This is a genomic window from Micromonospora sp. NPDC005686 (genome assembly GCF_042871665.1).
Classification (GTDB): domain Bacteria; phylum Actinomycetota; class Actinomycetes; order Mycobacteriales; family Micromonosporaceae; genus Micromonospora.
The window spans coordinates 81,356-105,888 of record NZ_JBIAIY010000007.1 but is presented as its reverse complement, the minus strand read 5'-3'; the positions used below and the strand labels follow the sequence as shown (position 1 = coordinate 105,888).

At 71.7% G+C, this 24,533-nt stretch carries 21 protein-coding genes, 1 tRNA gene and 1 riboswitch; of the genes, 14 read left to right on the top strand and 8 right to left on the bottom strand.

What is annotated here, in order from left to right; translation table 11 throughout:
- Positions 1 to 33: 33 nt before the first annotated feature.
- Positions 34 to 119 (bottom strand) — tRNA-Leu (locus ACFYON_RS17690).
- Positions 120 to 327: 208 nt separating this feature from the next.
- On the opposite strand from ACFYON_RS17690, the gene ACFYON_RS17685 reads away from it, so the two are divergent.
- Genes ACFYON_RS17685 through pknB form a run of 7 tightly spaced genes read left to right on the top strand, consistent with a single transcriptional unit; the run spans position 328 to position 9,266 of the window.
- Positions 328 to 1,116 carry a DUF3662 and FHA domain-containing protein gene (locus ACFYON_RS17685; RefSeq protein ID WP_026267912.1) on the top strand — a complete coding sequence of 263 codons (789 nt, stop codon included), beginning with the start codon at positions 328 to 330 and terminating at the stop codon, positions 1,114 to 1,116.
- Between the two features lie 6 nt (positions 1,117 to 1,122).
- On the top strand, positions 1,123 to 1,611 hold the full coding sequence (locus ACFYON_RS17680) for an FHA domain-containing protein (RefSeq protein WP_354866330.1): 489 nt from the start codon (positions 1,123 to 1,125) through the stop codon (positions 1,609 to 1,611).
- On the top strand, positions 1,608 to 3,029 hold the full coding sequence (locus ACFYON_RS17675) for a protein phosphatase 2C domain-containing protein (protein WP_387257240.1): 1,422 nt from the start codon (positions 1,608 to 1,610) through the stop codon (positions 3,027 to 3,029). The genes ACFYON_RS17680 and ACFYON_RS17675 overlap by 4 nt, the downstream gene beginning before the upstream one ends.
- A 28-nt stretch (positions 3,030 to 3,057) precedes the next feature.
- Entirely contained in the window at positions 3,058 to 4,548 is a 1,491-nt protein-coding gene (locus ACFYON_RS17670; protein WP_354866326.1) for an FtsW/RodA/SpoVE family cell cycle protein, read from the top strand.
- Positions 4,545 to 6,053, top strand: a complete 1,509-nt coding sequence (locus ACFYON_RS17665) for a peptidoglycan D,D-transpeptidase FtsI family protein (RefSeq protein WP_387257242.1) — start codon at positions 4,545 to 4,547, stop codon at positions 6,051 to 6,053. The genes ACFYON_RS17670 and ACFYON_RS17665 overlap by 4 nt, the downstream gene beginning before the upstream one ends.
- Position 6,054: 1 nt before the next feature.
- Complete coding sequence (locus ACFYON_RS17660) at positions 6,055 to 7,434, top strand: protein kinase (RefSeq protein WP_354866322.1); 1,380 nt, start codon at positions 6,055 to 6,057, stop codon at positions 7,432 to 7,434.
- A complete protein-coding gene (gene pknB / locus ACFYON_RS17655; protein ID WP_355014970.1) occupies positions 7,431 to 9,266 on the top strand; it encodes a Stk1 family PASTA domain-containing Ser/Thr kinase in 1,836 nt (611 codons plus the stop codon). The genes ACFYON_RS17660 and pknB overlap by 4 nt, the downstream gene beginning before the upstream one ends.
- A gap of 189 nt (positions 9,267 to 9,455) precedes the next feature.
- Here pknB and ACFYON_RS17650 read toward each other — a convergent pair whose 3' ends face one another.
- Genes ACFYON_RS17650 through ACFYON_RS17635 form a run of 4 tightly spaced genes read right to left on the bottom strand, consistent with a single transcriptional unit; the run spans position 9,456 to position 12,503 of the window.
- Positions 9,456 to 10,106, bottom strand: coding sequence for an aminodeoxychorismate/anthranilate synthase component II (locus ACFYON_RS17650; RefSeq protein ID WP_354866318.1), 651 nt, complete (start codon positions 10,104 to 10,106; stop codon positions 9,456 to 9,458).
- A 4-nt stretch (positions 10,107 to 10,110) separates the two neighbouring features.
- Positions 10,111 to 10,362, bottom strand: coding sequence for a hypothetical protein (locus ACFYON_RS17645; RefSeq protein WP_354866316.1), 252 nt, complete (start codon positions 10,360 to 10,362; stop codon positions 10,111 to 10,113).
- A gap of 3 nt (positions 10,363 to 10,365) precedes the next feature.
- Entirely contained in the window at positions 10,366 to 11,700 is a 1,335-nt protein-coding gene (locus tag ACFYON_RS17640) for a class E sortase (protein WP_387320921.1), read from the bottom strand.
- Positions 11,697 to 12,503 (bottom strand): DUF881 domain-containing protein, encoded by an 807-nt coding sequence (locus ACFYON_RS17635; protein ID WP_354866312.1) that lies wholly within the window; start codon positions 12,501 to 12,503, stop codon positions 11,697 to 11,699. Before ACFYON_RS17635 ends, ACFYON_RS17640 begins: the two co-directional genes overlap by 4 nt.
- A gap of 231 nt (positions 12,504 to 12,734) precedes the next feature.
- Here ACFYON_RS17635 and ACFYON_RS17630 point away from each other — a divergent pair, with 231 nt between their 5' ends.
- Positions 12,735 to 12,998 (top strand): cell division protein CrgA, encoded by a 264-nt coding sequence (locus tag ACFYON_RS17630; protein WP_091062038.1) that lies wholly within the window; start codon positions 12,735 to 12,737, stop codon positions 12,996 to 12,998.
- A 179-nt stretch (positions 12,999 to 13,177) separates the two neighbouring features.
- Positions 13,178 to 15,376 carry a (Fe-S)-binding protein gene (locus ACFYON_RS17625; RefSeq protein ID WP_387189483.1) on the top strand — a complete coding sequence of 733 codons (2,199 nt, stop codon included), beginning with the start codon at positions 13,178 to 13,180 and terminating at the stop codon, positions 15,374 to 15,376.
- 66 nt (positions 15,377 to 15,442) lie between these two features.
- Here ACFYON_RS17625 and ACFYON_RS17620 read toward each other — a convergent pair whose 3' ends face one another.
- A complete protein-coding gene (locus ACFYON_RS17620; RefSeq protein ID WP_355014974.1) occupies positions 15,443 to 16,120 on the bottom strand; it encodes a GPP34 family phosphoprotein in 678 nt (225 codons plus the stop codon).
- Between the two features lie 83 nt (positions 16,121 to 16,203).
- Here ACFYON_RS17620 and ACFYON_RS17615 point away from each other — a divergent pair, with 83 nt between their 5' ends.
- The 3 genes from ACFYON_RS17615 (at position 16,204) to ACFYON_RS17605 (ending at position 19,689) form a co-directional block, all read left to right on the top strand.
- Complete coding sequence (locus tag ACFYON_RS17615) at positions 16,204 to 17,511, top strand: hemolysin family protein (protein WP_354866306.1); 1,308 nt, start codon at positions 16,204 to 16,206, stop codon at positions 17,509 to 17,511.
- Positions 17,504 to 18,508: a hemolysin family protein gene (locus ACFYON_RS17610; RefSeq protein ID WP_354866304.1), complete on the top strand. Its 1,005-nt coding sequence runs from the start codon at positions 17,504 to 17,506 to the stop codon at positions 18,506 to 18,508. Before ACFYON_RS17615 ends, ACFYON_RS17610 begins: the two co-directional genes overlap by 8 nt.
- Before the next feature lie 170 nt (positions 18,509 to 18,678).
- The gene (locus tag ACFYON_RS17605) at positions 18,679 to 19,689 is read left to right on the top strand and encodes a C40 family peptidase (protein WP_387188385.1); all 1,011 of its coding nucleotides are present in this window, start codon (positions 18,679 to 18,681) and stop codon (positions 19,687 to 19,689) included.
- A 72-nt stretch (positions 19,690 to 19,761) separates the two neighbouring features.
- Here the strand turns inward: ACFYON_RS17605 and ACFYON_RS17600 are convergent, their stop codons facing one another.
- A complete protein-coding gene (locus ACFYON_RS17600) occupies positions 19,762 to 21,795 on the bottom strand; it encodes a peptidoglycan recognition family protein (protein ID WP_354866300.1) in 2,034 nt (677 codons plus the stop codon).
- 238 nt (positions 21,796 to 22,033) lie between these two features.
- Positions 22,034 to 22,172: riboswitch (cyclic di-AMP (ydaO/yuaA leader) on the top strand.
- 12 nt (positions 22,173 to 22,184) lie between these two features.
- On the opposite strand from ACFYON_RS17600, the gene ACFYON_RS17595 reads away from it, so the two are divergent.
- Complete coding sequence (locus tag ACFYON_RS17595; protein WP_354866298.1) at positions 22,185 to 23,216, top strand: NlpC/P60 family protein; 1,032 nt, start codon at positions 22,185 to 22,187, stop codon at positions 23,214 to 23,216.
- A 64-nt stretch (positions 23,217 to 23,280) separates the two neighbouring features.
- On the opposite strand, the gene dcd is transcribed toward ACFYON_RS17595, so the two are convergent.
- Positions 23,281 to 23,859, bottom strand: coding sequence for a dCTP deaminase (dcd, locus tag ACFYON_RS17590; RefSeq protein ID WP_354866296.1), 579 nt, complete (start codon positions 23,857 to 23,859; stop codon positions 23,281 to 23,283).
- 78 nt (positions 23,860 to 23,937) lie between these two features.
- Here dcd and ACFYON_RS17585 point away from each other — a divergent pair, with 78 nt between their 5' ends.
- Positions 23,938 to 24,483 carry a pyridoxamine 5'-phosphate oxidase family protein gene (locus ACFYON_RS17585; RefSeq protein ID WP_354866294.1) on the top strand — a complete coding sequence of 182 codons (546 nt, stop codon included), beginning with the start codon at positions 23,938 to 23,940 and terminating at the stop codon, positions 24,481 to 24,483.
- Positions 24,484 to 24,533 lie beyond the last annotated feature (50 nt).

Here is a 24,533-nt window from a genome sequence, read left to right as displayed (position 1 = left end):
GCGAGGGCCCCGCAGTATGCGGAGCCCTCGTCCTGGTGGGGATGGGGGGAGTTGAACCCCCACGTCCTTTCGGACACACGGACCTGAACCGTGCGCGTCTGCCATTCCGCCACATCCCCGTGGCTGACCTGCGACACCATATCGCATCCCGCGCCCGCCATCTGCGGCGGGTGCCGGGACATATTACGCTGTCCACTGGCCACGCCACGAACGATCACCGCTCGTGGCGGGCGAAACTTTAGCACGTCCGCGGGCCTGGTCACGAACAGGCCGACGGCAGCCGGCCGAGCGGCGTGTGAGCTGCGGAGGCGGTGTCCGGATACCATCATTGCCTCGGGACCCGAGGAGGAGCCGGTGAGCGTGCTGCAACGCTTCGAGAAGCGTCTGGAAGGCCTGGTCGAGGGGGCCTTCGCCAAGGTCTTCAAAGGGGTGGTCCACCCCGTGGAGATCCTCAACGCCATGCAGCGGGAGGCCGAGGCGCACAAGGCGATCCTGGCCGGTGGGCGCACCCTTGTGCCCAACCGCTACGTGATCGATCTCTCGCCGTACGACCACAGTCGGTTGGCGCCGTACGCGGCCGCGCTGGCCCAGGAGCTGGCCCAGTCGCAGGCCGAGTTCATCGGCGAGCAGGCGTGGACGGTCTACGGCGACGTGATCGTCGAGGTCGAACGCGGTGAGGGCCTGGACACCGGCATGTTCCGGGTCACCGCCGAGGTCTACACGGGCGGGGACGTCGCCCCGGTCTCCGCGCCCGGCGGCTACGACGCCGGCCCGGCGTACCCGGCGTACGACCAGGGTGGCGGCTACGGCCCCCCGCCCGGTCACGGCGGTGGCCGCAACGTCCGCCTGGTCTCCGGCGACGGTCGCACCTACCCGCTCCAGATGGGCTCGACCGTGATCGGCCGCGGCGACCAGGCCAACCTGCGCCTGCCCGACGTCGGCATCTCCCGGCGCCACGCCCGGCTCGACTTCGACGGCGGTCAGGTGGTGCTCACCGACCTGGGCTCCACGAACGGCACCATGGTCAACGGCCAGCGGGTGTCGGCGGTCGCCCTCAACCCCGGCGACATGATCCAGCTCGGCACCACGACGCTGACCTTCCGCGTGGACGGCTGATCCGCGTTGCCGGAACTGGTCATCACCGTCGCCCGGTTCGGGTTCCTGATCCTGCTGTGGATCTTCGTGTTCACGGTGGTCGGCGTGATCCGCCGGGATCTCTTCGCCGGCGCCCGGTCGGGCAAGCTCGTGGCCGCGCCGCGGGGGATCGGCGCGTCGACCGGGCAGCAGCAGGGGAAGCCCGCCAAGGCCAAGCGCGGCCGGGCCGCCCACCAGTTGGTGGTCACCGCCGGGCAGCTCGCCGGCACCCGGATCACCCTCGGGGAGGCCCAGATCACCATCGGCCGGGCGGAGGACTCGACCCTGGTGATCACCGACGACTACGCCTCGGCGCGACACGCCCGGCTGATGCCCCGTGAGGGGCAGTGGTACGTCGAGGACCTCGGATCGACTAACGGCACCTATCTCGATCGCGCTAAGGTCACCGGACCAACCCCCGTCCCCCTCGGCGTGCCGATCCGGATCGGCCGCACTTCCCTCGAATTACGGCCATGACTCTGACCCTGCGCTACGCGGCCCACAGCGACCGCGGTCTGATCCGAGACGGTAATCAGGATTCCGTCTACGCCGGACCGCGGCTGCTCGCCGTGGCCGACGGCATGGGCGGCATGGCCGCCGGTGACGTCGCCAGCAACATCGTCATCGGTGCCATGGCGCCACTCGACGAGGACGTCCCCGGTGACGCCCTGGTCGACGCGCTCCGCTCCGCCGTGGGCACCGCCAACCAGCAGCTCCGCGACACCGTGGACGCCAACCCGCAGCTGGAGGGGATGGGCACGACGCTCACCGCGACCCTCTTCTCCGGCAGCAAGCTCGGCATGGTCCACATCGGTGACTCGCGGGCCTATCTCCTGCGCAACGGCGAGTTCGCGCAGATCACCAAGGACGACACGTACGTCCAGATGCTCGTCGACGAGGGCCGGATCAGCGCGGAGGAGGCGAGCAGCCACCCCCAGCGCTCGCTGCTCACCCGGGCGCTCGACGGCCGTGACATCGACCCGGAGTACAGCGTCCGCCAGGTGCTGCCCGGTGATCGCTACCTGATCTGCTCCGACGGGCTCTCGGGCGTGGTCAGCGCGGAGACCATCGCGGACGCCATGCGGGAGTACCCCGAACCGCAGCGGTGCGTGGAACGCCTGGTGCAGCTCGCGCTGCGCGGCGGCGGCCCGGACAACATCACCGTGATCATCGCCGACGCCACCGACCAGGACATCGTCGAGGCGTCCCCGATCGTCGGCGGCGCCGCCGCCCGCGACCGGGGCATGGCGACCTCGGCCGACGACTCCACCCCGGCGGCCCGCGCCTCGGCGTTGTCCGCACCCCGGCCGCCCGCGCCCGAGGAACCGGTGGACAACCGCGACGACGAGCCCGAGCGGCGTCGCCGCCGGCCGCTACGCACCGTCGCGATGGTGCTGGCGCTCGCGGTGATCGTCGGCGGCGCCGGGTTCGGCGGCTGGACGTACACCCAGCGGCAGTACTACGTCGGCGCCACCGACGACGGCCAGCTCGCGGTCTTCCGCGGGGTGCCCGGGCAGATCGCCGGGCTGGACCTGTCGGACGTGCACGCGCGCAGCGACGCCCGGCTCGACGACCTGACCCTGGCCGCCCAGGAGCGGGTGAAGCAGGGCATCCAGGCCCGCAACGAGCCGGACGCGGAGCGTCGGCTGGCGGAGTTGACCAGCGAGGACCCGGCGAACCCGAACCTCAAGCCGCTCTGCCCGCCCGAGCCGTCGCCGGGCCTGACCAGCCCGGCACCGGCGGCGACGCCGAACGCGCTGACCCCGCAGCTCAACGGCAGCCCTGCACCCTCCGCGCCGCCCGCCGGCTCGCCGACCTCGACCATCACGCCCGACGCCGTACCCTCCGACACCGTTCCGCCGGCCGACCCGGCGGGTTGCCGGTCGCCGGAGTGAGTGCCCGTTCGATCCTGAGGACGTATCCGTGACCGCAGCCGCCGTACCGGCCGCCTCGCCCGCTTCGACGGGCGGGGAGTCCGGCGCACGCCTGGCCCGGTCCCGGCGTAACGCCGAACTGTCCCTGCTCCTGCTCGCCATGGTGCTCGTGGCGGCGTACGCGGCGATGGTCGAGGCGAAGGCGCTGGACACGATCACGCCCGACTTCTGGATCCCGGCCGCCGCGCTGGGGCTGGTCTTCCTCGGCCTGCACCTGGTGATCCGCTGGCTGGCGCCGTACGCCGATCCGGCGCTGCTGCCGGCGGTGGCCCTGCTCAACGGCATCGGCGTGGGCTTCCTGCGCCGCTACGACCTGGCCAAGGCCACGCCCGCGGAGCGGGAGGACCTGGCCATCTTCGCCGGCACCGGCGGCCGGCAGCTCGCCTGGACGCTGGCGGCCGTGGTGCTCGCCGCCGGGCTGCTGGCGATCCTGCGCGACCACCGTTCGCTGTCCCGGTACGCGTACACGCTGGGCCTGGCCGGCATCGTGCTGGTGATGATCCCGGCGGTGCTGCCGAGCCGGTTCTCCGAGATCAACGGCGCCAAGCTGTGGATCAAGTTCGGCGGGTTCTCCATCCAGCCCGGCGAGTTCGCCAAGCTTGCCCTGCTCACGTTCTTCGCCTACTACCTGGTGCGCAAGCGTGAGGTGCTCTCGCTGGCCAGCCGGCGGGTGCTCGGCATCGACTTCCCGCGCGGGCGCGACCTCGGCCCGGTCCTCGTGGTCTGGCTGATCAGCCTCCTGGTCCTGATCTTCGAGAAGGACCTGGGCACCTCGCTGCTCTACTTCGGCATGTTCGTGGTGACGCTCTACATCGCCACCGAGCGGGTCAGCTGGCTGCTCATCGGTCTGCTCCTGTTCTTCGGCGGCGCCTATCTGGCATACGTGCTGGGCAGCACCGTGGGCGGCCCGTTCGCCAACTTCTACGACCGGGCGCAGATCTGGCTCGACCCGTTCGCCGAGCCGTACGACAGGGGCTACCAGCTGGTGCAGGGCCTGCTGACGCTCGGCACCGGCGGCCTGTTCGGGGCCGGCCCGGGTGGGGGCCAGCCGGCGCTGCTGCCCGAGGTGCAGACCGACTTCATCTTCGCCGGCATCGGTGAGGAGATCGGCCTGTTCGGTCTCTCCGCGCTGCTGGTGATCTACCTGCTGATCGTGGAGCGGGGCCTGCGGGCCGCGCTCGCGGTGCGGGACTCGTTCGGCAAGCTGCTCGCCGGTGGTCTGGCGTTCACGCTGGGCCTCCAGGTCTTCGTGATCGTCGGCGGCATCAGCAAGCTCATCCCGCTGACCGGTCAGACCACCCCGTTCCTGTCCGCCGGTGGCTCCTCGCTGATGGCGAACTGGCTGCTCATCGCGGTGCTGCTGCGCGTCTCCGACGGCGCCCGCCGTTCGGTGACCGGTGGCGGCGGTCCGGCGGCCCGGCCGTCCGGCGGTCCGCCCGAGCAGTTGCACGGCGCCCCGACGGAGGTGATCCGGCCGTGAACGCCCCCCTGCGCCGTGTCGGCGTTGTCGTGATGGTCCTGTTCGGGCTGCTGTTCGCGAACCTGAACTGGATTCAGGCCTACAAGGCCGACGAGTACCGCAACAGCGACTACAACGGCCGGGTCCAGGTCGCCGAGTACGACCGCAAGCGCGGCAACATCGAGGTCGGCGGCACCGCGTACGCGCTCAGCAAGGAGACCGGCGGTGAGCTGAAGTACCAGCGCACCTACCCGGGCGGGGAGATGTACGCGCACGTGCTCGGCTGGAAGCCGGTGAACGGCAGCGCGAGCGGCATCGAGCGGGTGGAGAACGACTTCCTGGCGGGCACCAGCGACGTGCTCATCGCCAGCCGGATCAAGGACATGTTCACCGGTGACGAGACCGGTGGCGGCAACGTGCTGCTGACGCTCTCCAAGCGCGCCCAGGAAGCGGCGTACAAGCAGCTCAACGACAACCAGGTCGGCGCGAAGAAGGGCGCGGCCATCGCTATCGACCCGCGTACCGGCGCGGTGCAGGCGCTGGTGTCCATGCCGAGCTTCGACCCGAACCCGCTGGCCAGTCACAACAGCACCGAGGCGGACCGGGCGTACAACACACTGGAGAAGGACAAGGACCGGCCGCTGGCGAACCGGGCGCTGTCCGAGACGCTGCCGCCCGGCTCCACCTTCAAGATCATTATGGCCGCGGCGGCGCTGGAGAACGGCGTCGGGCAGCAGACCCGCATCCCGGCCGGCTCCAGCTACACCGCGCCCGGCGCCGGCCAGCCGATCCGCAACGCCGCGCCGTCCATCTGCCCGGAGTCCCAGGTGACGCTCCGGGAGGCGGTGACCGAGTCCTGCAACACCGGTTTCGCCCAGCTCGGCGTACGCCTCGGCGCGGACAAGGTCAAGGAGAAGGCGAAGCAGTTCGGCTTCGAGCAGGAGGACCTCACCGTCGGGCAGCTCGGCGAGGGCGGCCTGCCGGTGGCGGCCAGCCGCACCGGCGACATGCAGAACCCGGACGGCAGCACCGACCCGGCTGCGCTCGCCCAGTCGTCGATCGGCCAGAACAACGTGCGGATGACGCCGTTGCAGGGCGCGCTGATCGCCGCCGCGGTGGCGAACAAGGACGGCAAGCAGATGCGTCCGTACCTGGTCAAGCAGCTGCTCGGGCCGGACCGCACCACCGTCTACGACGCCGCCCAGCCGCGCGAGCTGCGCCGCCCGATCAGCGGCCAGGTCGCGGCCGACCTGCGCGACATGATGCAGAACGTGGTGAAGGAGGGCACCGGCCGCCGGGCCGCCATCGACGGCTTCGTGGTCGGCGGCAAGACCGGCACCGCCGAGTCCGGCCCGAACACCCCGGACCACGGCTGGTTCATCGGCTTCGCGCTGGACAAGGACGGCACGCCTATCTCCGCGGTCTGCGTAGAGCTGGAGCAGGCGGGCAGCGGCGGCAGCGCCGAGGCGGCCCGCATCGCCGGCCGGATCATGGCGGCGGTCATCACGGACTCCGGGAGGCGCTGACGTGCTGGCCCCGGGAGTGAAGCTCGGCAACCGCTACCGCCTCGACGAGCGGATCGCCAGCGGTGGCATGGGCGACGTCTGGCGCGGCACCGACCAGGTGCTGGGCCGTACCGTCGCGGTCAAGAGCCTGCTCCCCGCGCTGCTGGACGAACCGGGCTTCGCCGAGCGGTTCCGCGGTGAGGCCCGGACCATGGCCACCATCAACCACCCCGGCGTGGTCGACGTCTACGACTTCGGCAGCGACCAGCACATCGCGTTCCTGGTGATGGAGTACGTCGAGGGCGACGCGCTCTCCGCCACGCTCAGCCGGGTCGGCCGGCTGACCCCGGCCCGCACGATGGCCCTGCTGGCGCAGGCCGCCGACGCGTTGCACGCGGCGCACGAGAAGGGCATCGTGCACCGCGACGTGAAGCCCGGCAACCTGCTGGTCCGGCCGAACGGCACGCTCGTGCTCACCGACTTCGGCATCGCCCGCTCGGAACTGATCGGCCAGCTCACCGCCGCCGGATCGGTGCTCGGCACCGCGTCGTACATCTCGCCGGAGCAGGCCACCGGCGCGGTCGCCACCCCCGCCTCGGACGTCTACGCGCTGGGTGTGGTCGCGTACCAGTGCCTGGCCGGCCGCCGCCCGTTCGAGGGGGACAACCCCCTTGAAATCGCCATGAAGCACGTGCGGGACAACCCACGCGCGCTTCCGCCCGACATCCCGCCGCAGGTGCGGGCGATCGTCGAGCGGGCCATGGCGAAGGATCCGGCCGCGCGCTGGCCCAGCGCCGCCGCCCTGGCGAGCATCGCCCGGCAGGCCAAGCTCGCGCTCTCCCAGGCGGCCCGCGCCGGGCACCCGATCTCCGGCGTGCCCGCCTCACCGGCCGCGCCCGTCGCGCGGGCCCAGGTGCCGGCCGCCGCGCCGCGTCCGCAGCCAGCCGCCGCGCCGCGCCCGCAGCCCCGGCCGCCCGTGTCCCCGGCCCGCCCGCCGGTCACGCCGCACCCGGCCGTGGTCGCGCACCCCGCCCCGCAGCCCCGTCCGCCGGTGGCGCCGCGCGGCGCGGCCCCCGTCCCACAGCCTCGCCCCATGCCCCACCACAACCCCGTGGGGTACCCGCGACCGCCCGCCGCCGCAGCACCCCGGCGCTCCCGGTCCGGGCTGTGGACGACGGCGATCGTGGTGGCCGTACTGGTCATCCTCTGCTCGGGCGTGATTTCGTTCCTGTACCGGAAATACGGTGCTACCGCAGCCGCTCCGGCGAGTGTGAGCGTGACCTCCGGCGCGGTGCGGCCGTACGAAGGCGACTATCCGGTCCGTACGTCGTACCGTCGTGAGGTACGCCTCCTGCCGGCCGGCGGCGGTACGACGACGAGCGAAGGACGAGAGACGCGATGACAGCGCAGGCCCGCCTGCTCGGTGGCAGGTACCAGGTCGGCGAGCTGCTGGGCTACGGCGGCATGGCGGAGGTGCACCGCGGCCGTGATCTCCGGCTCGGGCGCGATGTCGCGATCAAGATGCTCCGTACCGACCTGGCCCGCGATGCCACCTTCCAGATGCGGTTCCGCCGCGAGGCGCAGAACGCCGCTTCGCTCAACCACCCGGCCATCGTCGCCGTCTACGACACGGGGGAGGAGACCGCCCCCACCGGCGAGACCCTGCCGTTCATCGTGATGGAGTTCGTCAACGGCCGGACCCTCAAGGAGGTCCTCGGCGTCGAGGGGCGGCTCCAGCCGCGCCGGGCGCTGGAGATCTGCGCCGACATGTGCGCGGCGCTGGAGTTCAGCCACCGGCACGGGATCATCCACCGGGACATCAAGCCCGGAAACGTGATGCTCACCCAGACCGGCCAGGTCAAGGTGATGGACTTCGGCATCGCCCGGGCGCTCGCCAGCGGCGCCACCACGATGACGCAGACCAGCGCGGTCATCGGCACCGCGCAATACCTCTCCCCGGAGCAGGCGCGCGGCGAGGCGGTCGACGCCCGCTCCGACGTCTACGCGGCCGGCTGCGTGCTGTTCGAGCTGGTCTGCGGCCACCCGCCGTTCGTCGGGGACAGCCCGGTCAGCGTCGCGTACCAGCACGTACGGGAGCAGCCGCCGACGCCGAGCACGATCAACCCGGACGTCAACCCCGCTGTCGACGCCATCGTGCTCAAGGCGCTGTCGAAGAACCCGCTCAACCGCTACCAGAGCGCCGGCGAGATGCGGGCGGACCTGCTCCGCGCCGCCGCCGGCCGGCCGGTGCTCGCCACCCCGGTGATGCCGGCCGACGAGACGATGCCGATGGGCGCCGCCGCGGGCGGCGGGTACCAGCAGGCGCAGCAGACCCAGATGATGGGGCCGCAGACCCGCCAGCAGCCGGTGGCGCGGGTGGGCGACCCGGGCAAGCGCAAGAGTTCGTCCTGGGTCATCGCCGCGCTCGCCGCGATCGGCGTGCTCTCGGTGATCGCGCTCGGCACCGTGCTCTGGCTCAACCAGTCCGGTGCCGAGAAGGTCTCCGTACCGCAGTTGGTGGGCCGTTCGCAGGCCGAGGCGCAGGCGGCACTCACCCAGGCCGGGCTGCGGTTCAAGCCCGGGGCCCCGGTGCAGAACACCACGTGCGAGAAGGGCTCGGTGGTCGACCAGAGCCCGTCGTTCGGCCAGCGGGTGGAGAAGGACACCGAGGTAACCGTCAACGTCTGCACCGGCCCGGGCCAGGTGAACATCCCCACCGGCCTGAAGGGCAGCACCCTGGCCGCCGCCGAGTCGCGTCTGCGCGAGCAGAAGCTCATTCCGGTGGTGGAGCAGGTGAACAACAGCGCGCCGAAGGACCAGGTCGTCTCCGTGTCGCCCACCGAGGGCAGCCCGGTCGCCGAGGGCAGCAAGGTGACGCTCAAGGTCTCCCGGGGCAACGTCAGCGAGGTGCCGAACGTCCGCGGCTACACCGAGGCGCAGGCGACGCAGCGGCTCAAGGAGGCCGGCTACGAGGTCCGGGTCCAGGAGGGCGAGGAGGTCGATCCGGCCGAGGCGGGCAAGGTCAGCAGCCAGTCGCCCCGCGCCGGGACCAGCCTGGAAAAGGGTGAGCGGGTGACCATCAAGGTCGACGTGCCGCGCGAGGAGGAACCCACCAGCCCGACGCCGAGCGTCACCCCCAGCACGACGCCGAGCACGCCGGGTGGCGGTGGCGGCAACGGTGGCGGCAGTGGCTTCCCGTTCCCGACCATCGCGCCGACACGTACCGACCGCTGACCTTCACCTGACCCACCGCGGCGGTGTCCCCGATCCCCGGGGCCGCCGCCGCGCCCGTTTCCCGCGACGATCATGAAGTTAGCGGCGCCGGACGTCCGATTTGTCCCCGCTAACTTCATGATCAACGGGGAGGGCGGGAGGGCGGGACGCGCGGGGGCGCGGGGGCCGGGGTGGGAGGCGCGGGGTGGGTCAGGCTGCGGAGAAGGCGGCCTGGCGGCGGGCGTCCACTTCGGCGGCCAGCTCCGGGGCGCGCTCCAGCGCCGCCGGGAAGCCGCAGGCGGCCAGCCAGTTCGCCAGCATCAGGTGGCCGCCCTCGGTGAGCACCGACTCGGGGTGGAACTGCACACCCTCGATCGGCAGCGAGCGGTGCCGCATCGCCATCACCACGCCGGAGGTGGTCCGGCCGGTGACCTCCAGCTCGTCGGGGAGCGTCTCCGGCAGTACGGCCAGCGAGTGGTAGCGGGTGGCGGTGAACGGGTCGGGCAGGCCGGCGAGCACGCCCACGCCGTCGTGGCGTACCTCCGAGGTCTTGCCGTGCAGCAGCTCGGGCGCGCGGGCGACGGTCGCGCCGAACGCCTCGCCGATCGCCTGGTGACCGAGGCAGACGCCGAGGATCGGGAGCTTGCCGGCGTACTCGCGGATCACGTCCAGGCAGATACCGGCCCGATCCGGGCTGCCCGGACCGGGCGACAGCAGGACACCGTCGGCGCCGACGCGGCCCACCTCGGCGACGTCGATCTCGTCGTTGCGTCGCACCTCGCAGTCGGCCCCGAGCTGGCCGAGGTACTGCACGAGGTTGAAGACGAACGAGTCGTAGTTGTCGATCACCAGTACGCGCATCGGGTCACCTGTTCGGGGTGGAGGGTGGGGCGTTGTTCGTCTCGGTGCTGTACGGCAGCTCCTCGCCGGGCGGCCCGCTGTCGCCTGGCACGCCGGAGTCCTGGGTGACCTGCACGTCGTCGAAGGGCAGCAGCGGTTCGGCCCAGGGGAAGACCACGAGCCAGAGCAGCGCGACGGTGGCGGTGGCGAGCAGCAGCGAGCCGATCAGCTTGCCGGGCAGCCCGAACGGCAGTTTGCGCCAGATCCACGCGTACACGGCTCACGCCTCCAACTCGGCCGGGCGGCCCGCCGACTTCGCCTGCGCGTGGTCCAGCCGGGCATGGATGATCAGCCGCTGGTAGTTGTCGAACTTCGGGTTGCAGGTGGTCAGCGTGAGCAGCTTCTCGGTGGCCTTCTGTTCCGGCTTGTCCGGAACCGGCGCGACCACCTCCACCTGGGACGGCTTGACGATCCGTTGCTGGTAGACCCGGTAGACGAGCCAGTCGCTCCTGGTCTCGACCACTATGGCGTCGCCGGCCTTCAGCTCGTCCAGCCGCCAGAACGTGGAGCGGATGCGGTGACCGGCGACGGAGAAGTTGCCCACCTCGCCGGGCATGGCGCTGTCCGGGTAGTGGCCCGGGGCGTACCGGATGTTCTCCGGGTCGACCCCCTCGACCACGACCCAGTGCTTGTCGAACTGGGGGATGTAGAGGCCGGCGACCGGCTGCCCCTTGGCCGGTGGCTTCGGCTTGACGGCCGGGCGGCTGGTCGGGCCGACAGTCGGGTCCGCCGGCGTGTCCCACTGCTGGGCGAGCTGGCTGCTCAGGTCGTTCTGGTGGGCCTCGACGATGACCGACTTGCCCCAGATCTCGTACCCGACGAAGAGGAGCACCACGAGGCCGAAGGTGATCAGCAGTTCGCCGGTGCCCCGCACGACGGTGCGCACCCGGGAGCCGACGGTGGGACGGGTCAGCTCGGAGTGGACGCTTCGGTATCCGTCGCCGGTCTGCTCCGGCCGCAGTCGCACCACCCGCTCGCCGCGACGGGGACGGGGCGGCTCGGCCGGTGGGCCGTCGTCGCCGGTGTCCGGCGCCGGGGGCACCGCGCCCATCAGCCCGGTGGCGTCCAGGCGGGGATCGGTGGGCGGGCGGGGAACGGCGGGCAGCACCGCTGTCGCTCCGGGGTCGACCGGCGGATTCCGGTCCGCGCCGGTCGGCCTGCCGAGACGGGGTACGCCGGGCGGCCGGGGCGCGCCCGCGGAAGGCTCGCGCGCCGGCGGGCGGCGCCGGGGGTCGGCCTCGGGATGGGAGGCGCCCAGGGGCTGATGCGCCCGGCTGCCCGGCCACGGCGGCGGGGCGGTCCGGGGCGGAGTGCTCCGGGGCGGTGCGGGCGGTGGTGTGGTGGTCCGCGGCGGTGCGGGCGGTGGGAGGTGCGGCCGGTGGGCCGGGCCGCGCCGGGCCGGGGCGGTGTGTGCCGGGCCGGCGTCGGGCCAGGGCAGGTCGAGCGGCTGTGGCGACCCCGGGGCGGGTGCCGGACGCTCGACCCGGGGGAGGAACGCGGTGGGTTCCTCCTCGCGGTCGTGACCGGCGCGTGCCCGCGGGTCGCCGCCGGTCACCGAGGCACCGTCGCCGACTGCAACGCGGTGGAGTCCTCGAACGCCGGCACGGTGACTGTGGAGACGCGCTCGGCGTACCCGAGTTGGTAGTGGTCGGCCACTTCCTTGAACACCCGCACTCCCTCAGAGGCGGCGAGCGCCCGCTGGAGTTCCGCGGGATCGCCGATTGCCACGATCTTGAAAGGAGGGGAGTACACCCGGCCGTGCAGCAGCAGGGTGTTACCGACGCAGCGTACCGCGCTGGTGCTGAGCACGCGCACGTTCATGATTGACATGGCTTCCGCGCCGCCGGCCCAGAGCGCGTTCACCACCGCCTGGACGTCGCCCTGGTGCACCACCAGGTCGTCGTTGCTGGCGCCCTTGGGCAGCGGCTGGTCGGGCCGGCGGTCGGCGTCGTTCAGCTCGACTGTCACGCCGCTGCCGGTGAGCGCGGTGAATCCGGCGGCCTGGCGGCTGGCGGCGGCCCGGTCCCGCTCGGTCTTGATCGGGCCGTCGGCGCCGGCCAGCGCGGCAGTCTGCTCCTCCACCTCGGCGCGGAGGCGGGCGGCCTTCGCCTCGCTGGCGGCGACCTCCTCGCGGCGGTCCTCGATGAGCTGGGTGAGCTGGGGCCGCCGGTCCTCGCGCAGGGGTGTGCCGCCCGCGGTGGTGGCGGTGGTGGTGAACAGCAGACCGGCCGCGGCGGCGATCAGGGGTACGCCGACGGACCAGCCCGGGCGGCGCTGGCGGGCGCGCCGGGGCAGCAGGGCGGCTACCGCGCGGCGGAGGACCTTCTGCCAGGAGGCGGCGCCGGACGTGTACTCCACCGGGCGTTCCCTTTCCCGTCGTCTCGTTTCCGGCCCGCGCCGGTGCGAGCCGACCTGCTCGACCCGGAAAGTCCGCTCTTTCCGGTTACTGAGTGCACCGTCCTGGCCCCATTCGTGGCCTGGAGGGTCCGTCGGGACTACGCTAGCTGTCGAACATTATTGGCCATGGACCGTCGCCCTCGCGCCCGGTTGTCAGGCCGGACGAGGTCGTACCCCCCTCTGGAGAGCGTCGTGCCCAAGTCTCAGGTTCGTAAGAAGAAGGTGTACACCCCGCCGACGGACGTGCGTCCGACGGCGACGGCGTCGACGCGCAAGCCTAGCCCGATCTGGCTGCCGGTCACGGCGGTCGCGCTGATCGTGGTGGGTATCGGCTGGCTGGTGATCTATTACCTCTCCGAGCAGGCGTACCCGGTCGCCAGCTGGGGTTACTGGAACCTCGCGGTGGGCTTCGGGGCGATGGTCTCGTCGCTGATCCTGCTCTCCCGCTGGCGCTGATCGGGCGCTGCGCCGCCACGGCGTAGGTCACGCCACGCCGCCCCTGCCCGGCGCTTCGACGCCGGTACACCTAAGGTGTGCGCAGGGCGGCGTGGCCTGGTGCGAGAAGACTCACGTTACTGCTGGGTAACCTTGCGCGTAGGCTGCACGGACAAGCAGCAGACCGGGAGGCCAACTCGATGGGCAGCGTCCAGATCGTCACCACGATCCTCGCGGCCGCCATCACCGCCGTTGCGGTGTGGCTTGCGGTGCGCGCGGTCATGAAGATGACCGCCGTCATCCGGCTCGGCCAGCCCGCGCCGGAGCGGTTCGGCGACAAGGGCGCGCGGACGACGAAGATGCTGGTGGAGACCGCCGGTCACACCCGCATGCTCAAGTGGAGCGTGGTCGGCGCCGCCCACTGGTTCGTGATGGTCGGCTTCATCGTGCTGTCGCTGCTGGTGCTGGAGGCCTACTTCGAGGTGGTCTCGACCGGCGGCGGGCTGCCGATCATCGGCCACTGGACGATCTTCGGCCTGGTCACCGAGTGGATCGGCATCCTCGGCCTGGTCGGCATCGTCGTGCTGATGGCGATCCGGCTGCGTAACCGCCCGAACCGCGCGGAGAACCGCTCCCGGTTCACCGGCTCGACCATGTGGCAGGGCTACTTCGTCGAGTGGGTCGTCCTGCTGGTCCTGATCTTCGGGTTCGTGATCCGGGGCTTCAAGGTCGCCACCGACCACTTCGAGTACCCGGTCTGGGCCGCCCCGCTCAGCCACGCGATCGGCTCGGTGCTCCCGAGCTGGGAGGCCGGCGTCAGCGTCGCCGCGCTCATCAAGATCTGCATCTCGATGACCTGGCTCATCGTGATCTCGCTCAACGTCACCATGGGCGTGGCCTGGCACCGTTTCCTGGCCTTCCCGAACATCTTCTTCAAGCGCGACCCGGAGAAGCCGGCCGGCTCCGGCCTGGGCCCGCTGCGCCCGATGACCAGCGAGGGCAAGCCGCTGGACTTCGAGGAGGCCGACCCGGAGAAGGACCAGTTCGGTGTCGCCCACGTCGAGCAGTTCACCTGGAAGGGTCTGCTCGACTTCAGCACCTGCACCGAGTGCGGTCGCTGCCAGTCGCAGTGCCCCGCCTGGAACACCGGCAAGCCGCTCTCGCCGAAGCTGCTGGTGCTGAGCCTGCGCGACCACGCGTACGCCAAGGCGCCGTACCTGCTGGCCGGTGGCGGCAAGGACCTGACCGGCGAGGAGAAGGCCACCGAGGCGCAGCTCGCCCACATGGACGTGCTGGCCCTGGCCGAGGCCGACCGGCCGCTGATCGGCACCGCCGAGGAGGGCGGCGTCATCGACCCGGACGTGCTCTGGTCCTGCACCACCTGCGGCGCCTGCGTCGAGCAGTGCCCGGTCGACATCGAGCACGTGGACCACATCGTCGACATGCGCCGCTACCAGGTGCTGATCGAGTCGAGCTTCCCGTCCGAGGCCGGCGTCATGCTGCGCAACCTGGAGAACAAGGGCAACCCGTGGGGCGCCCCGCAGAACACCCGCGAGGACTGGACCAAGGGCCTCGGGTTCGAGGTGCCGCGCGTCGGTGAGGTCGACGACTTCGAGTACCTCTTCTGGGTCGGCTGCGCCGGCGCGTTCGAGGACCGGGCCAAGAAGACCACCCGCGCGGTCGCCACGCTGCTCAACGAGGCCGGCGTCAAGTTCGCCATCCTGGGCGAGGGCGAGACCTGCTCCGGCGACCCGGCGCGGCGCATCGGCAACGAGTTCGTCTTCCAGATGCTCGCCCAGCAGAACGTCGAGACGCTGAACGAGGCGTTCGAGGGCCGGGAGAAGAGCAAGCGCAAGATCGTTGCCACCTGCCCGCACTGCTTCAACACCCTTGGCAACGAGTACGGCCAGCTCGGCGGCGAGTTCGAGGTCGTGCACCACACCCAGTTGCTGGCCCACCTGGTCAGCGCCGGCAAGCTCACCCCGGTGCAGCCGGTCGACGGCGGCGTGACCTACCACGACCCGTGCTACCTGGGCCGCCACAACCGGATCTTCGCCGCGCCGCGTGAGGTCCTCGGCGATTCCATCCAGGGCGAACTCACCGAGATGCCCCGTAACAGCGAGCGCTCCTTCTGCTGCGGGGCCGGCGGCGCCCGGATGTGGATGGAGGAGAAGATCGGCAAGCGGATCAACGTGGACCGGGTCGAGGAGGCCATGTCCACGGGCGCGAAGACCATCGCGGTCGGCTGCCCGTTCTGCTCGACGATGCTGAACGACGGCGTCAACGGCAAGGGCGCGGGCGAGCAGGTCGAAGTCGTCGACGTGGCGAGCGTGCTGCTGCGCTCGGTCAAGCCGGAGGCCCCCGCCGGTGAGCCGGAGGTCGCGCCGAGCGCGAGCTGAGGCGTACCCCGGCAGAAGCCGGACCACGACGGCGGCGGCACCCGTGCGGTGCCGCCGCCGTCGCGTTCAGCTGGTCGTGGCGGTCATGATGGCGGCGCTCGTCGTGGTCGTCATCACGACCAGCAACGCGGCCTGCATCTCCTCGATCGCCTTCTTGGTGGCGGCCGACGCCCAGTCGCCCGCCGCGATCTCGTCGATCCGGGCCTTGACGCGCTCCTTCGGCAGCTCGCGGAAGATCTTGCGGTCCAGGCCGACGGCGCGGGTCAGCGTGAGCAGCGCGGCGGTCCGGGCGTCGACCGGGGCGTCGGTGGTGAGCGCCGCCGTCATCCGCTGCCGGGCCGCGGTCTCCGCCGGCGGCTCCGCGCCGGTCGGCGAGGGATAGCGGGTACGCGGGAAGACCAGCAGCACTTTGTCGGACTCCCGGCGCAGCACCCCGGCGTCGACGAGCCCGCCGAGCACCCGGTCCGGCAGCCCCGGGGCGAGCTTGCCGATCCAGTCCTTCGGCTTGCGCGCCCGGCCGGTTCCCACAGTCGCCAGCGCCTCGTCGAGCAGCGGTACGCCGGTCGGGGCGGGATCGGTCACCACGAGCCGCTCGTCCGCCACCTCCGCCCGCCCGGCCAGGGCCAGTTCCAGCAGCACCGCACCGGCGAGGCCGTAGCCGAGGTGCGTACTGCCGAGCTGGTTCGTGCCGTCGTCGTCGTACGCGAGCAGGACCAGTTCATCAGTGAGCAACAGGCCGTCCATGCGTGCCACGCTACCGGGGGGTACGCCATCGTCGCGCGCGTGCCACAATCACGCCCATCGACGGCCTTCTGCTTCTGACGCTGTTGCCACTGGTCGGTTTCGTGCTGCTGACCGCCGGCAACGCCTTCTTCGTCGCGGCCGAGTTCGCCTTGGTCACCGTCGACCGGGCGGAGATCGGCAGGCGGGCCGACGAGGGGGACGGCCGGGCCGCCACGGTACGCCGCGCGCTGCGCGAGCTGTCCTTCCAGCTCTCCGGCGCGCAGCTCGGCATCACGCTCACCGCGCTGCTGACCGGCTACCTGGCCGAGCCCGCCCTGGCCCGGCTCGTCGCGCCGCTGCTGCACCCGCTCGGCGGCGCGGAACGCTTCACCGGCCTGCTCGCGCTGGCCCTGGCCACGCTCATCTCGATGCTCTTCGGCGAGCTGGTGCCGAAGAACCTCGCGCTGGCCCGCCCGATGCCGGCCGCGCTCGCCACCGCCGCGCCGATGCGGGCCTTCTCGCGCACCTTCGGCTGGCTTATCCGGCTGCTGAACGAGTCCGCGAACCGGCTGGTGCGCCGCCTCGGCGTCGAGCCGCAGGAGGAACTGGCGAGCGCCCGCTCCCCGGAGGAGCTGGGACTGCTCGCCGCCATCTCGGCACGCGCGGGCGCCCTGCCGCCGGACACCGCGATGCTGCTGCGCCGCACCATCCGCTTCGGCGACAAGCGGGCCGCCGAGGCCATGACGCCCCGGGTCGACGTGACAGCGTTGCGCGCGACCGCGACGGTGGCCGAGTTGCTGGAGGCGTCCCGGCGGACCGGCCGGACCCGGTTCCCCGTCTACGAGGAGACGCTCGACCTGGTCACCGGCGTCGCCGGGGTGCCCGACGCGCTCGGCGTGCCGCTGGCCCGCCGGACGGCCACCACTGTCGCCGCCGTCGCCCGGGAACCGGTGTACGTCCCGGAGAGCCTGAACCTGAACGGGGTGCTGGCCGCGCTCAAGGCCGCCGGGGCGGACCTGGCGATCGTGGTGGACGAGTACGGCGGCACCGACGGTGTGGTGACCGTCGAGGACCTGGTCGAGGAGCTGGTCGGGGAGATCGCCGACGAGTTCGACCCGGACGCGCTGGACGGCTTCGGGCCGATGGAGCTGACCGTGCCCGGCGGCGAGCGGACCGTCCTGGCCGACGGTGTGCTGCGCGCTGACGAGCTGGTCGAGCAGACCGGTTTCCGGCTGCCCGACGGGCCGTACGAGACGCTCGGCGGCTTCCTCATGGCGCGGCTCGGCCACATCCCGGTGCCGGGCGAGACGGTCGACGAGGCCGGGTACGAGTTCACGGTGGTGGAGGTCGACCGGCACCGGATCGAGCAGGTGCGGGTGGTGCGCCCCGAGGAGCCCGACGACGGTGCCTGAACTACTGGTCGCAGTGGGCCTGCTGCTCGGCAACGCGTTCTTCGTGGGCAGTGAGTTCGCGCTGATCGCCTCCCGCCGTACGGTGATCGAACCGCTCGCGGCGACGTCGAAGCGGGCCCGGTGGGCACTGGCCGCGATGAACCAGATCCCGTTGATGATCGCCGGGGCGCAGCTCGGCATCACCGTCTGCTCGCTCGGCCTCGGCGCGATCGCCGAACCGGCGCTGGCCCACCTGCTGGAGCCCTCGTTCACCGCGCTGGGGCTGCCCGCCCCGGCGGTGCATCCGGTGGCGTTCGTCATCGCGCTCGCCGTGGTGGTGTTCCTGCACACGGTGGTCGGCGAGATGGTGCCGAAGAACATCACGCTGGCCGGGCCGGAGCCGTCGGCGCTCTGGCTCGGCCCGGCCATGCTGGCGTTCTGCCTGGCCACCAAGCCGCTGCTGCTGGCGATGAAGTGGGCGGCACGGCAGGTGCTGCGGTGGTGGCGGGTGGAGGCGACCGACGCGGTGAAGACCGTGTTCACCGCCGAGGAACTGGCCGGTCTGGTCTCCCAGGCGCGTACCGAGGGGTTACTCGACGCCGAGGTGCACGCGCGGATCACCGGCGCGCTGGCCCTGCACAGCCGTACCGCTGCGGACGCGCTGCAACCCTGGTCCACGGTGACCACAGTGGCCGAGGACGTCTCCCCGGCTTCGCTGGAAGTGCTGGCGACCCGTACCGGCCGGTCCCGCTTCCCGGTGGTGCAGCGGGCCACCCGCCGGGTGCTCGGGTTCGTGCACGTCAAGGACGTGCTCGGGTACGCGGGGGCGAGCCGCCGGGCGCCGGTGCCGGCCACCGTCTACCGGCCGCTGGCGGTGGTGCCGCCGGACCGTACGCTGGCCGACCTGCTGCTCGCGATGCGCCGCGAACGCCGCCACATGGTGCTGGTCAGCGACGGGCGCCGGCCAATGGGAGTGGTCACGCTCGATGACGTATTGACGGCCATCGTCGGAAGGTGAAACGAATACCCTTGGTGTGCAATCGATTGCGGAAACGTGATGAAACAAACGGTCGCCTTGATTCCACCGGACGCCTTCCCTAATGTTGGGCACCGACCGCTGTGGGTCGTCTGCCTCGATCTTCCCTCTCGCGAGGCGCCCGGCGGTCGGTTGCAAAGGAGTCCGTGCCGGTGGCAACCACGCCCCCTCAACGTCACGCCCCGAGCGCACCACCCATCCGGCGGGCCGGGTTCCGACGGGTGGTCCACCGTCTGGTCACCCTGGTCGCGGCCGCCGCGGTCGGCGCCGGAATGCTGACGGCCCCGGCGCACGCGGCGCCGTCGGTGGACGAGATCGACGCGCAGATCGACAAGCAGTGGCAGCAGCTCGAACCCACGATCGAGCAGTTCAACAAGGTCCGTTCGCAGCTGCGCGCCAACCAGAAGAAGTCCAAGGCGTTGAAGGACAAGATGGTGCCGCTGGAGCTGGCCTCCACGCTCGCCATGAACAAGGTCGGCGACATCGCGGCCCGCTACTACATCCAGGGCCCGTCGCAGGAACTGGGCGCGCTGCTGGTGAACTCCAAGCCGGGCGCGCTGGCCGAGCAGCTGGTCATGCTGGACCGGATCGCCGAGGACCAGCGCCGCCAGATCGCCGGTGTGCTCAAGGTGCGCGACGAGTACAACAAGCAGAAGGAGAAGCTCGACGCGCTGATCGCGCTGGAGATCAAGCAGCAGAACGATCTCGCGGCGAAGAAGAAGCAGATCGACTCGGAGATCAAGCGGCTGACCGCCATGCTGCCGGTGACCTCGATCCGCCCGGCGGGCTGCCCCGCCGTCGACGGTGTGGTGAGCAGCGCCGCGCGGACCGCGATCAAGACGGCGTGTGCCCAGGTCGGCGACCCGTACGTGTGGGGTGCCACCGGCCCGAACTCGTTCGACTGCTCCGGCCTCACCCAGTACGCGTACAAGGCGGCGGGCATCTCGCTCACCCACTTCACCGGCGCGCAGTGGAACGAGGGCCGCAAGGTGTCCCGCTCCGAGGCGCGACCTGGTGACCTGGTGTTCTTCGGCTCCGATCTGCACCACGTCGGGCTCTATCTCGGCAATGGGGTGATGGTGCACGCGCCACGAACCGGTAAACCGGTCCAGGTGTCGAGCATCAGCACCCAGCCGCTCGCCGGCTTCGTCCGGGTCGCCTGACCCGCACCTCGTACCACGCGAGAGGCCCCCGGTCCGCATGGACCGGGGGCCTCTCGCCGTACGGTGACGGGATCAGCGCGGCGCACCGACCGGGGACGGCAGGATCAGCACGTCGTCCAGGTTCACGAACATGATCCGGTGGCCGAACTGGACCTGCACGTAGCGGTTCTCACCGCGTACCACGGTCCGGTCACCCGGGGCCGAGCCGTCGAACGAGACGGCCCGGTAGTACTCGCCGGGCAGCACTCCGCCGACCGCGTACCGCTGGCCCGCCGCGAACGTGTACTGAAGCGGCGAGATGGTCTGGTACGGGATGGTGTCCGGGTAGGCGGCCTGCTCCGGGTAGGCCCGCCCGTACACCGGGATGGTGGCCTTGCCGGGCCGCGGGGTCACCACGAAGCCGGTGGCCCACTTGGCGGTCGGCGCGGAGGCCGGGTTGAGGAACCATGCCTTCTGGCCGAGGTACCAGATCGCGGTCCAGTCACCCTGCCGGCCGGCGAGCGCGTACGTCTGACCGGCCGAGGCGCGGGCGCCGTGGTCGGAGATGTACATCGTGTCCGGCGTGCCGTCCGGGCGCAGCCCGAGGTCGTTCACGAGCGGGGCGTCCGGGCTCGGCGCGGTCCGCAGGATCACCGAGGATGAGCCGCGCGACGGGCACGGCTCGGCCGGCGGCCTGGGCGTCGGGACGCCCGGCGGCTGCTGGTTGCAGCCGACGAACGCCGGCCGGTTGGTGGCGAAGTCCGGGTCGATGGTGACCAGGCCGGTCCGCGCCGTGCCGGTGGTGCGGAACGGCGCCTTCATCAGGTCGAAGTAGTGCGACCAGTCCCAGTAGGGTCCCGGATCCCAGTGCATGCCGCCCACCGCGCCGGCGTTGATGCCGGGCACGTTGTCGTGGCCGATGATGTGCTGCCGGTCCATCGGGATGCCGAGCTTCAGCGCCAGGTGGCGCACCAGCTTGGCGGAGGTGCGGTACATCGCCTCGGTGTACCAGGTGCCCTGACCGGCGAAGCCCTCGTGCTCCAGGCCGATGGACTTCGCGTTCACGTACCAGTTGCCGGCGTGCCAGCCGACGTCCTTGGTCTTGATGTGCTGGGCGATGTAGCCGTCCACCGAGCGCAGCGTGTAGTGCCAGCCCAGGTAGTCGGCCCGCTTCACCAGGTCGACGCTCGGGCCGAAGTAGCCCTCGGTGTCGTGGATGACGATGTACTCGATCTTCTGCTGCTTCGGCCGGTCGCCCAGGTCGTGGTTGCCGTAGTCGCCCGGGTCGTCGCTGAGCTGCTCGTACGGCGCGGGGATCCACTCGCAGGCCAGCCGGACCGGGCACTCCAGCCCGTCCGGCCGCTCGGCGTTGCGCAGGCCGAGCCGGGCCAGCCGGGAGCGGTCCGGCTTCGCGGCGGTGGCGGCGAGCGTGACCCGCTGGCCGTCGTCGGTGGTCCGGCTGGCGCCCTGGCCGAGCTGGTCGTACACCTCGTCGGCGAAGGCCGCCGCGCCGTCGGTGGTGTCCGCGCCGGAGTACCGGGCCACCGCCCCGTACCAGGCCGCCGGGTCGGTGCCGGCGCCGACCGGCCCGCCCAGGGCCTTCTGGTACGACGCCAGCAGCGCCGCGCCACCGCGGATGTTCGCGGCCGGGTCGGTCCGCAGCGTCCCCGCGTCGAGCCCGGTGAGCGCGGCGGCGGCGTCGAGCGTCTGGAGCGAGGCGGGCGGCAGTGGGGTCTCCCGCTCCGGCGTGGCGGCCGTGGCCGGGTCGAGCTTCAGCGGGCGGGAGTCGTCGCCGCGCGGGTCCTCGTCCTCGTCGACGTGGGCGCTGCCCGGCGTGGCGAGGATGTGCGCGGCGTCGGTCAGGTGCATCGGGCCGTATCCGCCGCTGGTGCTCGGCTGCCCGGTGTGGGTGTCCCAGCGGGACTCCAGGTAGGAGACACCGAGCAGCACGTTCTGCGGGACGCCGTACTCGGCGGCCGCGGCGGCGTATTGTTGTTGCCTGTCGCTCGCGGGCGCGGACGTGTCCGGCGCGGCGTTCACCGGGCCGGTCGTCGCCAGCGCGGTGGCGGTCACCACGGCGGCGGCGAGCAGTATCCGTCTGCCTGACGGCGGGGCGGAGAGGTGCATCGAACCTCCTGGACAGGGATGGGGGTCACTGCGTTTCCACCCTCACTCCGCACACCCGCGATGGTCAATACCTTTCCAGTGGGTAATCAGTCTTGAAAGAAAATTTCGCCTCCGCTCGCGGCGCGCTGCCGCATCGCGTACGGAGTGTCACGCCGCCGGAAGTTGCGGATCGATAACTGTGGTCCCTACTCTGGTGAATCGTCGGCCGCATGTCTCACCGTCCACCCCGGTCGGTGACGGTCCGGCACCGCCGAGTCGCCCACGGGCGAGCCGGGGAACCAGGTACCTGGGGTGAATCCGCAGCGCTGCTGCGGTAGGGCGGCTCCCTTCCCGCCCGAATCCGTCAGCTAACCCGGTAGGCGGAACTGAAGAAGGAGTACGGACGCCCGGTGGCACTCCATGCCCCGCGGCCGTCGTCGAGCCGGTCGGTCGACCGGTTCACGGCTGTGCCGCGTACCCGCTGGTCCCGCTTCACCACCGCACTCGCCGCCCTGGTCGGCACCGCCGTCGTCCTGACCGGCGGCGCCACGGCGGCACACGCCGAACCCTCGGTCGCCGAGATCGAAGCCCAGATCGACCGCGACTGGAACAAGCTCGAACCGGTCATCGAGCAGGTGAACGCCGTACGCGAGCAACTCGCCGCGCGGCGCAAGCAAGCCGACGCGCTCGGCCGGCAGATCGCACCCCTCCAGGCCCGGGTGGACGCCGCGCTCGGCCAGGTCGGCGGGCTCGCCGCCGACGCCTACAAGGGCGACAACCTGTCCACTGTCAACGCGCTGCTCGGCAGCCGCTCGCCCGGTGACCTGGTCAACGGCCTGGAACTGCTCGACCGCTTCGCGCACCGGCAGCACGAGCAGGTGCGCTCCGTCGCGGCGCTGCGCGACGAGCTGGCGGCGAAGAAGAAGCCGCTGGACGAGATGATCGCCGGGCTGGCGCGCACCGAGGCCCAGCTCGCGGCGAAGAAGAAGCAGATCGACGCCGAGATCGCCCGGCTGCAGAAGCTGCGGCTCAAGGTGTACGGCAAGGGTGGTGGCGGCCCGCTGCGCCCGGCGCCCTGCCCGGCCGGTTACCCCGGTGGCGCGGCCGGTGCGGCGGTCAAGTTCGCCTGCGCCCAGATCGGCAAGATCTACGTCTGGGGCGCGGCCGGGCCGGACCACTTCGACTGCTCGGGCCTGACCATGGCGGCCTGGGCCAAGGGCGGTGTGTCGCTGCCGCACAACGCGCGCCAACAGCACGGCGTGACGAAGCGGATCAGCCGGGCCGAGCTGCGTGCCGGTGACCTCGTCTTCTACTACGGCGACCTGCACCACGTGGCGATGTACGTGGGCGACGGCTGGGTGGTGCACGCCTCCCAGTCCGGCAAGCCGATCACGATGAAGCGGGTCGACGACGGCGACATCAACAGCTACGGCCGGGTGTGAGGAAGGGCCCTCTCTTGACGCCTCCGGCAGCGGAGGGGGCCCCTCTCGACAGCCGCGGGCGCCGTCAGCGCGTCGGCCAGGTGCGCCAGCTCTGCCAGGACCGGCTCGGCGTCGGGCCGCGCTGGCCCTGGTAACGCGAGCCGTAGACGGCCGAGCCGTACGGGTGCTCGGCCGGCGAGGAGAGCCGGAAGATGCAGAGCTGGCCGATCTTCATGCCCGGCCAGAGCGTGATCGGCAGGTTCGCCACGTTCGACAGCTCCAGCGTGACGTGGCCGGAGAAGCCCGGGTCGATGAAGCCGGCGGTCGAGTGGGTCAGCAGCCCCAGCCGCCCCAGGCTCGACTTGCCTTCCAGTCGCCCGGCGAGCTGGTCACCCAGCGAGATCACCTCGAGCGTGGAGGCGAGCACGAACTCGCCCGGGTGCAGCACGAACGGCTGCCCCTCCGGCACCTCGACCATCGAGGTCAGGTCGTCCTGCTGCTTCGACGGGTCGATGTGTGTGTAGAGGTGGTTGTTGAAGACCCGGAACAGCCGGTCCAGGCGTACGTCGATGCTCGACGGCTGCACCAGCGTCGGCTCGAAGGGCTCCAGCGCGAGCGTGCCGGCCTTGATCTCGGAGACCAGGTCGCGGTCGGAGAGCAGCATCGGAACACCATAGCGACCGGTATGGGTGACCTGCGTGTCGCACTACATCTTCGTACATGTGTTCGATAGAGTGTCCACATGGCTTCCTGGTCCGAATTCGCCGCCGACGAGCCCTGCCTCGCCGACGAGATCCGCCTCCTGATGCAGCAGTACGGGCCGGGCTTCGGCTACCTCGCCACGGTCCGAGCCGACGGCGGCCCCCGGGTCCACCCGGTCTCCCCCGTGATCACCGCCGACGGGCTCTGGTGCTTCGTCGTCGACTCGCCGAAGCGCCGCGACCTGGAACGCGACGGCCGCTACGCGCTGCACTCGTTCCCGCCGGAGGAGAGCGACGACGAGGCGTACATCGCGGGGCGCGCGCAGCCGGTGACCGACCCGGCCACGGTCGCGCGGCTGGCCCGGATCGCCCGGGCGTCGCCCCAGGGCGACTGGCGGCTGTTCGAGTTCACCGTCGAGGCGGCGATGCTGACCCGGCGCGACCCGGTGGCCCAGCCCGGCGCCGCCCCGCCGCAGGTGCGGGTCTGGCTCGACCCGCGCGGGGCCGAACCGGCCCGGCGCGAGCCGGTCGCCGCGGAGGGCCTTCGCGGCCGGCACGGCTTCGACACCCGCCGCCCGGCCGCCTGACCACGACCCGAAACGAACGGTGCCGGCCCGTCCGAGGACAGGGCCGGCAC

Excerpts from the sequence above, each read along its gene's own strand:
- ACFYON_RS17675 (WP_387257240.1), top strand. The coding sequence starts at position 1,608 with ATGACTCTGACCCTGCGCTACGCGGCCCACAGCGACCGCGGTCTGATC.
- ACFYON_RS17650 (WP_354866318.1), bottom strand. The coding sequence starts at position 10,106 with ATGCGCGTACTGGTGATCGACAACTACGACTCGTTCGTCTTCAACCTC.
- dcd (WP_354866296.1), bottom strand. The coding sequence starts at position 23,859 with ATGCTGCTCTCCGACCGCGACCTGGTCTCCGAGATCAAGGCCGGCACG.
- ACFYON_RS17585 (WP_354866294.1), top strand. The coding sequence starts at position 23,938 with ATGGCTTCCTGGTCCGAATTCGCCGCCGACGAGCCCTGCCTCGCCGAC.
- pknB (WP_355014970.1), top strand. The coding sequence starts at position 7,431 with ATGACAGCGCAGGCCCGCCTGCTCGGTGGCAGGTACCAGGTCGGCGAG.
- ACFYON_RS17620 (WP_355014974.1), bottom strand. The coding sequence starts at position 16,120 with ATGGACGGCCTGTTGCTCACTGATGAACTGGTCCTGCTCGCGTACGAC.
- ACFYON_RS17600 (WP_354866300.1), bottom strand. The coding sequence starts at position 21,795 with ATGCACCTCTCCGCCCCGCCGTCAGGCAGACGGATACTGCTCGCCGCC.
- ACFYON_RS17625 (WP_387189483.1), top strand. The coding sequence starts at position 13,178 with ATGGGCAGCGTCCAGATCGTCACCACGATCCTCGCGGCCGCCATCACC.